At 68.6% G+C, this 13,328-nt stretch carries 8 protein-coding genes and 4 pseudogenes; 5 read left to right on the forward strand and 7 right to left on the reverse strand.

Translation table 11 applies throughout. The features are described from left to right. Positions 1–198, forward strand: a 198-nt coding sequence (locus NQU54_RS42580) for a hypothetical protein (protein WP_257635674.1), incomplete at its 5' end; no start/stop codon positions are given. On the opposite strand, the pseudogene NQU54_RS42585 reads toward NQU54_RS42580, so the two are convergent. Together NQU54_RS42585 and NQU54_RS50370 are read right to left on the reverse strand one after the other, a co-directional pair. Next, positions 188–410, reverse strand: a pseudogene (locus tag NQU54_RS42585) (IS5/IS1182 family transposase); the annotation flags it as partial. The gene NQU54_RS42580 and the pseudogene NQU54_RS42585 overlap by 11 nt on opposite strands. 7 nt (positions 411–417) lie before the next feature. After that, positions 418–465 (reverse strand): annotated as a pseudogene (locus tag NQU54_RS50370) (hypothetical protein); the annotation flags it as partial. Positions 466–1,399: 934 nt separating this feature from the next. Between NQU54_RS50370 and NQU54_RS42595 the strand changes: the two are divergent. Then, positions 1,400–1,681, forward strand: a pseudogene (locus tag NQU54_RS42595) (fumarylacetoacetate hydrolase family protein); the annotation flags it as partial. 75 nt (positions 1,682–1,756) lie between these two features. Here NQU54_RS42595 and NQU54_RS42600 read toward each other — a convergent pair. The 4 genes from NQU54_RS42600 to NQU54_RS42615 form a co-directional block, all read right to left on the reverse strand. Continuing rightward, complete coding sequence (locus tag NQU54_RS42600; protein ID WP_257635676.1) at positions 1,757–4,138, reverse strand: beta-xylosidase/alpha-l-arabinosidase; 2,382 nt, start codon at positions 4,136–4,138, stop codon at positions 1,757–1,759. 242 nt (positions 4,139–4,380) lie between these two features. Next, positions 4,381–5,277 carry a carbohydrate ABC transporter permease gene (locus NQU54_RS42605; protein WP_257635677.1) on the reverse strand — a complete coding sequence of 299 codons (897 nt, stop codon included), beginning with the start codon at positions 5,275–5,277 and terminating at the stop codon, positions 4,381–4,383. A 1-nt stretch (position 5,278) separates the two neighbouring features. Next, positions 5,279–6,181, reverse strand: a complete 903-nt coding sequence (locus NQU54_RS42610; protein WP_257635678.1) for a carbohydrate ABC transporter permease — start codon at positions 6,179–6,181, stop codon at positions 5,279–5,281. Then, positions 6,178–7,488: an extracellular solute-binding protein gene (locus tag NQU54_RS42615; RefSeq protein WP_257635701.1), complete on the reverse strand. Its 1,311-nt coding sequence runs from the start codon at positions 7,486–7,488 to the stop codon at positions 6,178–6,180. Before NQU54_RS42615 ends, NQU54_RS42610 begins: the two co-directional genes overlap by 4 nt. Positions 7,489–8,016: 528 nt before the next feature. On the opposite strand from NQU54_RS42615, the gene NQU54_RS42620 reads away from it, so the two are divergent. Next, on the forward strand, positions 8,017–9,045 hold the full coding sequence (locus NQU54_RS42620; protein WP_257635702.1) for a LacI family DNA-binding transcriptional regulator: 1,029 nt from the start codon (positions 8,017–8,019) through the stop codon (positions 9,043–9,045). A gap of 279 nt (positions 9,046–9,324) precedes the next feature. Here NQU54_RS42620 and NQU54_RS42625 read toward each other — a convergent pair. Continuing rightward, positions 9,325–9,961, reverse strand: a pseudogene (locus NQU54_RS42625) (LacI family DNA-binding transcriptional regulator); the annotation flags it as partial. Positions 9,962–10,255: 294 nt separating this feature from the next. Between NQU54_RS42625 and NQU54_RS42630 the strand changes: the two are divergent. Together NQU54_RS42630 and NQU54_RS42635 are read left to right on the forward strand one after the other, a co-directional pair. Beyond that, the gene (locus tag NQU54_RS42630; RefSeq protein WP_257635679.1) at positions 10,256–11,221 is read left to right on the forward strand and encodes a glycoside hydrolase family 6 protein; all 966 of its coding nucleotides are present in this window, start codon (positions 10,256–10,258) and stop codon (positions 11,219–11,221) included. Positions 11,222–12,305: 1,084 nt separating this feature from the next. Continuing rightward, positions 12,306–13,322: an NAD-dependent epimerase/dehydratase family protein gene (locus tag NQU54_RS42635; protein ID WP_257635680.1), complete on the forward strand. Its 1,017-nt coding sequence runs from the start codon at positions 12,306–12,308 to the stop codon at positions 13,320–13,322. Positions 13,323–13,328: the final 6 nt, after the last annotated feature.

Genomic DNA, 13,328 nt, shown 5'->3' on the forward strand with positions numbered 1-13,328 from the left:
GGCGCCGTGCGCATTCTGCATACCTGCGCTGCCGCCCTCCCCGACGGCGGCCGGGTGCTGATCGCCGAGCGGGTGTTCCATGATGAGCCGGCTTCGGTCGAGGAGCTTTCCGAGGCCCGTCGGCTGACCACACACGTGGCCGAACCTCCACAAAGGCTGGTGGGGCACCTTCCGCTAACACCGTGTCCTATGTGGTGAGGCGGACGAGTCTCTTGTAGCAGCACAGGGTGGCGGCGAGTGCGAGAAAGGCCAAATAGTTGCGGGGATTGCGTTCGTAGCGGGGGCTGAGTCGGCGGTATCCGGACAGCCACGACATGGTGCGCTCGATGACCCACCGGGTGTCGCCCTCATCGTTCACTGGACTCGATGCCTTTGCGGGCGATGCGTACTCCGATGCGCTTCCATCGGAGCCTCCAGCCCTTGCAGGCCGGAATGGTTGAAGCGGTGCACCCACCGCCGCACCATCTTCCGGCGGCAGGCCAGTTCAGCAGCGATGGCCTACACCCGCACGCCCGCCCAGCTCAGCTCGATCATTCGGGCTCGCATCACCAGATCCAGCGGCGCCTTACGCGCCGTGCCAGCCGTCGCACGACGGCTTTGCCGTCAACGTCATCGAATGCTGACCCCGTCGCGAGGGACACCGAATCAGCGATGAGGCGGCTGTCGATCAACCTCGGCCTGCCGGAGGATGTGCTGGCCCGCGCCGAACGCACCGAGAACTGGCGAAGACAGCTGGGATCCACCGGCACCAGCCGCTGTCAGCCAGACCAACCGCCGGACACCGCCCGGAGGAGACGGAAGTAGCGCGGCCCGACTATGGTGGACCCGCGTCTCGCCGAATGCCACAAGCGGGCCGCCATGCCGCATCTCCGGACTCGTCCACGCGGCGCATCTGGACTCTTCGGGAGAGGCTTGGCAACCGTGACCACGCAGCGACGCAGGCTATCGCATCGTCCGCAGTCGTCGGAGCCCACTGTTATCACCGTCAGCACAGCCGTCGAGATGGTATGCCGCCTGTATGTCGCCGCGCACGCCATGACAGGTGACTTTGAGCAGGTACCGGCCAGTGCCGCCGGCACAGTGCCGCTCGACGACGAGACGCACGACCTGCTTCTGCGCTACTTCCAAGCCGATTACGCGGTGGGCACCGGCCTGGTTCGCATCGCGGTCACGCGAGGATGTTCGAGGGAGCGGAGCCCACAAGACCGACGGTTGCCAGCGTGGCGGCCGCCACAGCGGCCCCGGCGACGAATCATCATGGCGTCGTCACCGTGGCGCGCCCCACCGGGCCGAACCCTCATTTCCGGGAGCTAACACCCCCAAGGGGATGCACGGTTGGGCTCCAGCTGCCCTCGAGCCCGCAGGCATATCTGTGCCTCTCCTACCATTCAAGCGCGGGTCGCGGACGGCCATACGCGGCGCGACGCCCGGCAACGACGTCAACCTCCGTGACGTCGAGGGACGCAGCGCCCTGCTGCTGTCCCGTGCGAAGGACAACAACGCCTCATGCGCGATCGGCCCGTTCATCCGCCTGCTCGACAACGGCTTCGACCTCGACACCGTAGACGGGCTCGACATCGACCTGCGGGTCGCCGGAACGGACGGCTGCGTACTGCACGGCAGCAGCTCCATGCGCGAGATCAGCCGCGACGTGCTGGACCTGGTGGCCGCCACCCACGGGTGACCACATGCCTGACCGCGCGGTCCCGTGTGCGCAGCGCCGCCGCTGCCGCGACGCGCGCTGCGCACACCCGGCTCATGCCCGGGCCACCGGCTCCTGCCCGAACGTGGCGTGCAAGCGGCGCGTGTGATCCACCTGGCGCTCGGCTCCGGTCAACGTGACCCTGACCGTCAGGCGCCGATCCGCGCTGGAGGCGGCCAACCGCACCTCCAGCTTGCCCGGTTCGACGACGCGCCGGCCGTCACGTCCGGTGAAGGAAGCGACGTCCGCCGGGACTGTGACACGGACCCGGCGGGCCTCGCCCGGCGCCAGTTCGACGCGGGTGTAGCCGACGAGGCGCTGCACCGGCTGGACGACGGAGGCAACCGGGTCATGCAGATACAGCTGGACGACCTCGGTTCCGGACCGCCCGCCCGAGTTGCGGACGGTGAAGGCGAGGGTGAACTCGCCGTCCGTCGGCGCCTCCTGGACGTCCACGGTCAGGTCCGCCCAGTCGAACCGCGTATAGGAAAGGCCGTGGCCGAAGGCGAACGCGGGAGTCGGGTCGATGTTGGACACCTCGCTGGCGTGGGCGAGCCGCGCCCCGAGGTACGTGGCCGGCTGGGAGCCCGGCCTGTGCGGCACGCTGACCGGGAGACGTCCGGAGGGATTGACGCGGCCGCTGAGCACCCCGGCGATCGCGTGCGTGCCCTCCTCCCCCGGGAAGAAGGACTGCACGATCGCGGCGGACTCCTCCACGGCGCGGCCGAGGGCGTACGGCCGTCCCGCGAGCAGCACGGTGACCACGGGTGTCTCCAGGTCGAGCAGAGTGTCGAGCAGGTGCTGCTGCGCACCGGGCAGCACCAGCGCCTCGGCGTCGCATCCCTCGCCGCTGGTGCCCCGCCCGAAGAGCCCGGCGCGGTCGCCGAGCACCACCAGGGCGACGTCGGCTTCGCGTGCCACCTGGGCGGCCTCACGGATGCCGGAGAGATCTCCGTCGTCGATGCCGGTGCCGCGGGCGACCGTGATCTCGGCGTCGGGGAACTCGGCGGCGAGAGTGTCGCGCAGGGTGGGCAGCTCGATGCCGAGTGGGGTCCCGGGGTGGCGGACGCCGATGTGCTGAGGGAAGGAGTAGCAGCCCAGTACGGCGGTGGGCTCGTCGGCGTTGGGACCGAGCAGGGCGATGCGGCGCGGCCTCGCGAGCGGCAGGACGCCGTCATTGCTCAGCAGCACGACCGCTTCCTCGGCAACCGTGCGGGCCAGCGCGCGGTTCTCCGGACCGTCCAAGTCGATCCGGCCGCGCAGGGCGGCCGGGTCGGCCAGGTCGGCCTTGTCGAGCGCGGCCGGTAGGGGGTTCCAGTCCGGGTCGAGCAGGCCGAGCATCGCCTTCTGCGTGAGTACCCGGCGCAGGGCGCGATCGACCAACGCCTCCGGTATGCGGCCGTCGGCGACGGCCTCGGTGAGGGGCGCGCCGTACGTCTTGACGTTGGGCAGTTCGACGTCGATGCCCGCGCGCAGCGCCGTGCCGGCGGCGCCGACCCAGTCGGCTGCGATGCCGTGCAGGGTCTTCAGGAAGGCGATGGCGAAGTAGTCGGCGACGACAGTACCGTCGAAGCCCCACGTGTCACGCAGTAGCCCGGTGAGCAGATCCTCGTCGGCCGCGGAGGGCATCCCGTCGGTGTCGGTGTAGGCGTTCATCACCGACCGGGCACCGCCTTCACGGATCGCCATCTCGAAGGGAGGCAGCAGAACGTCGGCGCGTTCACGCGGGCCCACGGAGGAGGGGGCGAGGTTACGACCGGCGCGGGAGGCCGAGTAGCCGACGAAGTGCTTGAGGGTGGCGACGATCCCGGCGGACTCGAGGCCCTGCACGTATGCCGTCCCGATGGTGCCGACGAGGTACGGGTCCTCGCCGATGGTCTCCTCGACCCGGCCCCAGCGGGCGTCGCGCACAACGTCCAGGACGGGCGCGAGTCCCTGGTGGACGCCGACGGCACGCATGTCGCGGCCGATGGCGGCGCCCATGCGCCGCACCGTGTCCGGGTCGAAGGTGGCGCCCCAGGACAGCGGAACGGGGTAGGCCGTCGCCCCCCAGGCGGCGAAGCCGGCCAGACACTCGTCATGCGCGAGAGCGGGGATGCCGAACCGGTTCGTGGCGGCGATACGGGTCTGGGTGCGGGCCAGGGAGAGCGCACCCAGGGCGGGGTCGACGGGGACCGTGCCGAAGGGCCGGGTCAGCTGGCCCAGTCCGGTGGGCAGCAGAGCATCGAGATCGACGGCCTCCTCCATGTCGTGCTGATGGGGGGCCACTTCACCGCCCTGCTCGGAGGCGCCCACCCACACTCCGTACAGCTGGGCGGTCTTCTCCTGAAGGGTCATCGCGTCGATCAGGGCGTCGACCCTCGCGGTGACGGAAACGGTGGGGTCGTTCCAGAGGGACTTTTCGGGGGTGTTCTCTACGGCCACGTTCGCGTTCACTTTCCTCCCACGCCCATCAGACCCTTGACCAGGGCGCGACGGGCGAACAGGTAGACGAGCAGTGCTCGAGGCGGGGCAGATCGCGTCCAGGCGCCGGCATCGGCCCGAATCCGCTTCGCACGCCCATCGGGAGGGCGAGGCTGCCGCTGCTTCCAGGGTTGACGCAGGTCGTCCTGCCCGAGCTGGTGGATGAGGTGCCGGCCGAAGTCGGGACGTACGAGCAGCGTCGGCGCCGACACCGATCAACGGCTGAATCCGGCGGTCAGACCGCTCAGCAGCTGGCGGCGGCCGAACGCGTACAGGATCAGGACGGGCAGTGTGGTGAGGACGACGGCGGCGAGAACGGCGGGGACATTGACCCCGTACTGGCCCTGGAACGTCCACAGCGCGAGCGGCAGGGTCCGGCGGTCAGGGCTCTGAGTGAGGACCAGCGGCAGCAGGAATCCGTTCCAGATGGTCAGTGCGTTGAAGATGGTCACGGTGAGGATGGCCGGTCGGGTGAGCGGTGCCGCCAGCCGCCATAGTGTCGTCCATTCGGTGGCGCCGTCGACCCGCATCGAGTCGAACAGTTCGTTGGGCACGTCGCGGATGAAGTTGGCGAGCACCAGCACGGACAGCGGGATGGCGAAGGCGATCGACGGAAGGATCAGCGCCAGCAGATTGTCGTACAGATGCAGTCTGATGATGATCAGGTAGACCGGGATCACCGTCGCCTGAAGCGGGATGGCCAGACCCGTGAGGAACAGCCCGTTCATCGCGCGCAGGACTCGCATGCGCCAACCACGTACGATCGCGTAGGCGGCCATGAAGGAGAACACGACCGCCGGCACCACGGCCCCTGCGGTGACCACGACGCTGTTCACGAAATAGCGCAGGAAGTCGGACTCGATGACCAACCGGTAGTTCTCCAGCGTGGGGTCGCCCGAAGGCACCAGCGGGTTGCTCGCGTAGTAGCGGCTCTGGGCCTTGAGGCTGGTGATGAGGGTCCAGTACAGGGGTACGGCGACGATGACGAGCCAGAGCCATCCGGCCAGGCCGCCGACCCAGTTGCGTCGGCGCGCCGCCTGACGGGAGGGGCGTCGCCGCTCCCGGTGGATGGCCTTCCGCGGTCGTCGCGACTCGGTCAGCGTGGTGGACATGTCAGGCCCCCTCGAGTTGGCTCGCACCGGCGTCCCGGCCCCCGAGCCGGCGCAGCAGCAGGGCGAGGGTCAGACCCACCAGGACGAGGATGACCGCGATGGCGCTGGCCGGTCCCATCAGGCTGGCTTGGAATCCCCGCTTGTACATGTCCAGTGCGAGGACCCGGGTGGCGTCTCCGGGGCCGCCCTCGGTCAGGACGAAGATGAGGTCGAAGAAGGTCAGCGACCCGACCACCATCAGCGTGGACGAGGTGATGATGGTGTATTTCAGCTGAGGCAGCGTGATGCTGAAGAACTGCCGGATCCGTCCTGCCCCGTCCAACTGCGCCGCTTCGTAAAGGGACTTCGGAATCTGCTGGACACCGCCCTGGTAGATCAGTGAGTGGAACGGGATGAACTGCCAGGAGACGATGAAGATGACGACCCCGAACGCGAGCCCGGGCCGCCCCAGCCAGTCCTGGCTGAGCGCCTGGATCTTCAGCCCGGCACCGAGCCCGAAGTTGGGGTCCAGCAGAGCCTTGTACGCGATCGCGATCGCCGCGGAGCTGAGCATCAGCGGGATGAAGTACACCACGCCCAGCACCGCACGGTAGCGCTGGCGGCCGGCCATGAACGTGCCGAGCAGAATGCTCAGCGGGGTCTGAACGGCCCAGGACACGGCCATCACCAGGAATGTCACCCAGAGGGCGTGCGGCAGCCCGGGGTCGGTGAGCACCGCACGCCAGCTGGTCAGCCCCGACGGGTGGATGGCGCCGATCCCGTCCCATGTGGTGAAGCTCAGCGCGAAGACACCGACGAGCGGAAGCACGGCGAAGCCGACGAAGACCACCAGCGCCGGCGTGGCCAGCCATGGCAGGATGCTGCGCGGTGCGCGACGCGGCGGATGGCCGGTGTGCGAGCTCATTTGCCGGTGACCGCGTTGAGGTTGCGGGCGAACCGCTGCGGCGAGATGGACAGCTGGAACAACTTGACGATGTTGTCCAGCAGGGTCTCGGCGGCCGTCGGACTGAGCGCTTGGTCCCAGGACTGGCCGAACACCTTGGCCTTGCTGGCGATGTCGTAGGTGAATTGCAGGAAATCGGCGCTCTTGGAGGCAGCCAGCAGCTTCTCCGTGCCCAGCCGGATCGGAACCGACCCGTTGTCGATCCACTGCTTCACCTCGTCGTCCTGGAGGACGCCTGTGGCGAAGAAGTCCTTGGCGATCTTCTTCTGCTCGGCGCTGGCCTTCGAGGAGATGGACAGGTACTGGGCGGGGTTGCCGACGGTGTCGCTCGGATCGCCCTTGCCGCCCTCAACGGGCGGGAAGGTCATGTAGCCCAGCGCGCCGCTGGAGACGAAGTCCCCGCCCTCGGCCTGCTGGATGCCGTACGACCAGGAGCCGTGCAGCATCATCGCGGCCTTGCCGGTGTACAGCAGCGCCTGGTCGGCGTTGGAGTCCGCGGTGATCGAGGAGAAGCCCTTGATGAACCCGTGGGCTTTGACCAGATCCTGCACCTTGGTCAGCGCGGTGATGGCGTCCGGATGGGACCAGGCGTTCTTCTCGCCCTCGATGATGGCCTGGAACACCTCCGGACCGCCGATGCGGTCGAACAGGAACTCCAGCCACATCATGTTCGTCCACCGGGACTGGCCGCCGAGGGAGAACGGTGCTATGCCCTTCGCGTTGAACTTGGGCACCAGCGCCATGATGTCGTCCCAGGACTGCGGTGGTTCCACGCCGACCTGGTCGAAGACCTTCCTGTTGTAATAGAGGATGATCGGCTGCACGCTCTCGCACGGCATCGCGTAGATCGCGCCGTCGACGGTTGCCGCGGCGAACGAGGACGGGAACAACCGCTTCTTGACCTCGGAGTGCTCGTCGAACCACGAGGTGAGGTCCTCGACCTGGCCCGCCTTCACGTAGGTGCGCAGCGTCCCGCCTCCCCAGCCCCAGATGAGGGTGGGCGCCTGCCCGGCACCGATGGCGGTCTTGATCTTCGTCTTGTACGCGTCGTTCTGGAAGGTGGTGTCTTTGATCTGCTCCTTGGGGTGGGCCTTGTTGAACGCGTCCACCGCGCCGGCTCTGACGCCTTCCTGCGGCTGGCCGCTCAGGTACCAGTACGTGGCCCCACCACCGCTCTTGCCGGGACCGGACGAGCCGCAGGCCGCCAGCGCAGCGGAAACCGGCACGCCGGCGGCCAGGCCGAGGAGGGTACGCCGAGAGAGAGGGATCGCCATGTTTTTCTCCGCACTCGAGAGCCATCGGCTTCTCGTGAGCCATAGTGAAAACTTTTCGGAAAATCCTTCTTCGAGTTCCGTTCGTGCAAATTAGGTTTCGGGCTGATGCCCTGTCAAGACATGTGCAGGCACGCTGCCGGACAGGAGACAGCCGCGTAGTATCGGGCGAGAACGGACCTTGAGAAACCTCGGCAGGGACCGAAAGTTTTTCGAAACAGGCTGATTGAGGGTGGGGGACGATGTGATGGCCGCGGCTGACACACTGTCGGCGCAGGTCATGCCGCGGCGGCGGGGCCCGGTGCCGCCGACGCCGGACCGGATCGATGCACCGCTTCGCCCGGGTACGGCTGGAGTCGGGTACGAGCGCACGCAGATCGTCGGACGTATCGAGGCCGAGGGGCCCGTCGGCGCCTCCCCGGACGAGCTCCGTGCCAGGTTGCCGTACCGATGACCGGTTCCACCCGCGTTGCCGACCCGACCGGCGGCTCACCGCACCGGTGGACGTACAGCTGGGAGGAACCGATGCGACCGAACGCCAGGCGCACCACTTTGGCGGACATCGCCCAAGCGGCTGGGGTCTCCGTCGCGACCGTGTCCAAAGTGGTCAACGGCCGCGGCGACGTGGCGCCGCGGACCCGCGCCCGGGTGCAGGAACTGCTGCATCAGCACCGCTACCTCGCGCCCGTGTTCCGCCACACCGAGGCCATCGAAAGCCCCACCATCGAGGTGCAGTTCCAGGGCGGCCTCAAGTCGTACGTGGCCGAGGCCCTGGAAGGCATCGTCGACTCCGCAGCCGAATCGGGGGCCTCGGTGGTGATCAGCAAGGCGTCCCGCGCCCCACACTGGGCGCGGGACCTGGTCTCAGCCGGGCGCCACGCCGTCATCGCGGTCACCAGCGTGTACACCACAGCGCACCTGAACGAACTGGCCCGGGCCGGGCTGCCGCTGGTTGTGCTGGACCCACTGCACCTGCCGGACAGCCGGGTCAACAGCGTCGGGGCGACCAACTTCGCCGGCGGCCTGGCCGCGACCCAGCACCTGCTCTTCCTGGGCCACCGCCGCGTCGCCTATCTCGGCGGGCCGACCATGGCCGTATGCAACCAGGCACGCATGCACGGCTACCGCGCCGCCATGGAGGCGGAAGGAGCGCAGGTACCCGACGCCTACGTCCAGCCCGGAGAATTCACGTACGAGACCGGGTTGCTCGGCGCCGCGGCGCTCCTGGACCTACCTGAGCCACCGACGGCGATCTTCGCCGGCAACGACGAGATCGCCCTCGGTGTCATCGAGACCGCCCGCGCCCGAGGCCTGCGCATCCCCGAAGACCTGAGCGTGGTCGGCTTCGACGACACAAGCCTCGCCCAGATGGCCTCACCACCACTGACCACCGTGCGCCAGCCGCTACGGGAGATGGGCGGTGCCGCCCTGCGCACCGCCCTCCGACTGGCCAACGGCGAAAAAGTCGAGTCCCACCACATCGAACTCGCCACCGAACTCGTGGTGCGCGCCTCCACGGCGCCGCCCCGCGAAGAGACGTCGGCGCGGAGGTAATCGCAGGCGTAGCAACGGTGCTGCTGGTGACGCTCACCGCATTCGCCACTGCGTGTTCCAGTTCAGGACCGGGCAGGAGCGCGTTGGATCGTCGGCGTCGTCCCGACACTGAAGACAATATTTCGGCTGAACAAGGCGTTCGTGTGGTTCGACATCGGCAAGGAACGCCACTGGCGGATCAACTCCTCGGCGTCGTCGCTTGCGTCCTACGCGCGCATGGCGAAAGACCGTATCTCAATCCATGATCTCCCCCGAGGGCGGTCTATCCGCCGTGAACCCCGCGACCCTGGCTGTTCGCAGCCAGCCGACGACGCCGGCGGGAACCAGTCGGCCTGCCTCGCGCAACGCTCGCAGCGCTCCCGCGCCCATGTTGTCGTTGGCGGCGAACACCCCGTCCACGTCGGGGTGTTCGCCAGCAGCGGGGCCATGGCGGCGGCTCCGCTGGGCTCGATGGAGTCCCCCTCCTGCGGCGGAATCGGATCAAGGCCGGCCGCCGGCATGGCGTCCCGGTAGCCGCGTTACCGGGCGCGTCCGACCTCGGTGTCCAGACGCCCGCAGATCGCGGCAGGAGCTCCCCCACCCGCGTACGGCTCCGGTCGGAAGCGGCAAGGCACAGCATCAGGTGCAGGTCGGCCTCCTCCAGAGCGGCCGACGCTCCCACGATCACCTGGGCGAAGGACGGATCCGCGAAGATCGACGGATCCTCTCCCGAGACGACCAGGCCAGCGGCTCCCGTCTGGCGGGTGGCCTGAGCGCGGGCGGTCGGATTGGGTACGTAACCGAGTTGCCCGACGGCCCGCCCGACCGCCTCGCGTTTGGCGCGGCTGACGTGCGGTGCATTGTTGATCACGCGGGAGGTCACGGAACGGGAGACGCCGGCGAGTTCGGTCGCCTCGAAGGTTGGGAGCGCTTCCAATTATGAGACTGTAGAGCCTTGTTCCCGCTCCGTGAAGGGCGAGTTGTACGGCGACCCTTGACAGCTTGACCAGCCCGCAACACGATACGGGCCACACCTCACGTGCTCTCAGCGTCGTTGGGAGCGCCTCCAGTGGGAGCGCTCCCAATACTCGTTGCCGACCTTCGGCCCCGTCATCCCTGCCGGAGAGTCGCCGGCACAAGAGGGCCTCGTACCACCGCACTTCCTCAGCGTGTCGCTCGCTCGTGACCGAGAGCATGCGGCACACCCCTGTCAGGAAACCGAGGTACCGTCATGCGCCACAGACTCCGTGCCCTGCTGGCCGCGCTCTTCGCGCTGCCGCTGGCGCTCGCCATCGCGCCGTCCGCCCACGCGGCCGACCCGACCACCATGACCAACGGGTTCTATGTGGACCCCGACTCCAGCGCGAAGAGGTGGGTCGCCGCCAATCCCGGCGACGGCCGGGCGTCCGCGATCAACGCCTCCATCGCCAATACCCCCATGGCCCACTGGTTCGGCTCCTGGAGCGGCACCATCGGCACCGCCACCGGCGCGTACGCGGGCGCCGCGGACCAGGGGGACAAACTGCCCATCCTCGTGGCCTACAACATATACAACCGCGACTACTGCGGCGGGCACTCCGCGGGCGGGGCCGCTTCGCCGTCCGCCTACGCGACCTGGATCGCCCAGTTCGCGGGCGGGATCACCAACCGTCCGGCTGGCGTCATCCTCGAACCGGACTCCCTCGGGGACTACGGTTGCATGACCCAGGCCCAGATCGACGAACGCGAGGGCATGCTCACCGATGCCCTCGCCCAGTTCAGCCGCCAGGCCCCCAACACCTGGGTCTACCTCGACGCCGGCAACCCGGGCTGGGCGGACCCGGCGACCATGGCCCGGCGCCTCCACGAAGCCGGCCTCCGACAGGCCCACGGCTTCTCCCTCAACGTCTCCAACTACTTCACCACGAACGAGAACACCGCCTACGGCAACGCCGTCACCAGCGAACTCAACGCCCGCTACGGCTACACCAAGCCGTTCGTCGTGGACACCAGCCGCAACGGCAACGGCTCCAACGGCCAGTGGTGCAACCCCTCGGGCCGCCGCATCGGCACCCCCACCCATCTGGGCGGAGGCGCCGAGATGCTTTTGTGGATCAAGACCCCGGGCGAGTCCGATGGCAACTGCGGCGTCGGAGCCGGCTCCTCGGCCGGACAATTCCTCCCCGAGGCCGCCTACAAGATGGTCTACGGCTACTGATCCAGGACTCCCGTGGCCTGGTTCACCCCGTCCCGTGACCGGGCCACGGGCACCGGCGGAAGGCGAACTCTCCGCCCCCGAACTCGCGGGGCAACTGTCCGGTGCCGCCGGTGCCTTCAACGGCCGTAGCAGGCGGGACCGGCCCGCGGTGGCCGCAGACGGTGGCACAGCCGCGCGGCGGACAGCCACCCAGCTCGACCGCGATCGACCGCCCAGTTCGTCAGCCCCACGCTCGACCGGTGGTGCCGTTCGGTCGGTCCGCCGGCACCGAACACGGCAGAACCCCACCACCGAGCCGGACTCACGCTCGACACCACCACCCGGCCGCGCGGCCCGGAACCGGCCACCGGACGACCCGGATCGGCCGACGAGCACCGTGCCGGCCACGAGCGCCATCCCCGGTGCGGATTTCGGTACAGGCCACACTCACCGCACGCCCCTCCCATCAGCGCCCCCGCCGATCCGCCCACTCACCCAAGGCTCGTGGGCGTTTCGTACGGCGCGCAAGGCTGCCCCACAGGCGGGGAGTCGCTTTCGGACAAGGCAGACATTCGCTGAACCTTGTCCGGCGACCACCCGGCTTCCTCGGCCCGGCCCTCGAGCACGGAGGCGATCCTCCGCCCAGCCCGGTCATCCGATGGACGTGACATGCGGCGTTTCCCCGACAAAGCCCCGCGGGACATTCCGGCGTCGCCCGCGAATCCTGCGAGAGGTATTGACGCCGTTCACCGGTCCCCTACCATCCAGGTTGCCCGATACTTCGACCCTTGTTCGATATCGCGAACACATCGCCGTTGCTCCACGCTCCACTCGCACAGCAGGACGCCTCCGGGCCACGCCCACCGGAACGGTCGAGCCGCAAGGAGTACGCCGCATGTGCATATGCCATGGCCGCACCAGTCTTCCCATCGTCACGCACGAGCTGCCGCCACCGGCGCGTCAGAAGGTCTTGCCGGACCGAGAAGCCGCGAGGGGCCGACCCTGTGGCCACGGAACGCTACGAACCGCACGCACCACATCGACAGTCCGGGCAGCCTCTGACGGGGCCGACCGGAACCGCTTACTCAAGAATCAAGAGGTCCTCATGCGCGGAGGAAGTTTCAACCGCAAACGTCTGTCTGTGATGCTCGGCGCCTCGGTGGCCACCCTGGCCTCGTTGGCGGCGACGCTCGTCGCCAATCCGGCTCAGGCGGCCACCAGCGCGTGTTCTCTCCCATCGACGTACCGGTGGACATCGACGGGCGGCTCGGGGAGCGCCCCGGGGAGGACGCGGCCGCGGGCGGGACACCCCGGTAAAGGGCGACTTCGCCGCCCCGACAGCTGGCGCGGCTATCTGGACGGCACGGACGCCATCGTTCATCTCCTCATGGACATGGACGACTCCATCGGTCGCGACCGCCGGCTGTTCGCCGAACTCGTCTCCTCGCAGAAGCGACTGAGACGCCGTCACCACCCGGCCTACACGACCGGTATATCCGCCTACGGCCGCACGCGCCTGGCCCTCATGGACGAGAACAGCCCCGGCAACCCCGAAAGCCCTCTCGGCTTCCGTCTCCTGCTGGAAGAGGAACTCGCCGCCGGCACACTTGCCCACACCGTCGTACGCCCCGGCTTCGTATCCGGCGGTCCGGCCACCACCTCCCTGAGCGGGCAGTGGTTCGCCGCGGCCGAGGCCGGAGAACCCGTCTTTTACGGCGACACCTCCAAGCACTACAGCTGGGTCCATGTCGACGACCTCGCCGATGCCTACGTCCGCATCCTCGACAACCCGGCGGCGGTCGACGGCGAAGTGTTCGTCATCGCCGACGACCAGCGTCCGAGGGCCTTGGATGTGCAGCGTGTCGCGGTCCGTGCCGCCGGATGCACCGGTGAGATCACCTTGGAGCCCGCGGAGGCGGGCGGCATGATGCAGGTGGCCGCCGACCAGGACGAGCTCGTGTCCAGCGCCAAGGCCCATCGCCTCCTCGGCTGGCGCCCCCGCCATGCCTCCTTCACCGACAACCCCGAACAGCATTGCCGGGCGTGGAAGGCCGGTCGGAGGTGTCTGTCGAGCCGGTCCTCCTGGCACGAACCGGCGGTGGACCACGGACACCCGGCCTGACCGCCG

It is taken from the genome of Streptomyces malaysiensis subsp. samsunensis, from assembly GCF_024519315.1.
Classification (GTDB): Bacteria; Actinomycetota; Actinomycetes; order Streptomycetales; family Streptomycetaceae; genus Streptomyces; species Streptomyces malaysiensis.

Excerpts from the sequence above, each read along its gene's own strand:
- NQU54_RS42620 (WP_257635702.1), top strand. The coding sequence starts at position 8,017 with ATGCGACCGAACGCCAGGCGCACCACTTTGGCGGACATCGCCCAAGCG.
- NQU54_RS42635 (WP_257635680.1), top strand. The coding sequence starts at position 12,306 with ATGCGCGGAGGAAGTTTCAACCGCAAACGTCTGTCTGTGATGCTCGGC.
- NQU54_RS42605 (WP_257635677.1), bottom strand. The coding sequence starts at position 5,277 with ATGTCCACCACGCTGACCGAGTCGCGACGACCGCGGAAGGCCATCCAC.
- NQU54_RS42610 (WP_257635678.1), bottom strand. The coding sequence starts at position 6,181 with ATGAGCTCGCACACCGGCCATCCGCCGCGTCGCGCACCGCGCAGCATC.
- NQU54_RS42630 (WP_257635679.1), top strand. The coding sequence starts at position 10,256 with ATGCGCCACAGACTCCGTGCCCTGCTGGCCGCGCTCTTCGCGCTGCCG.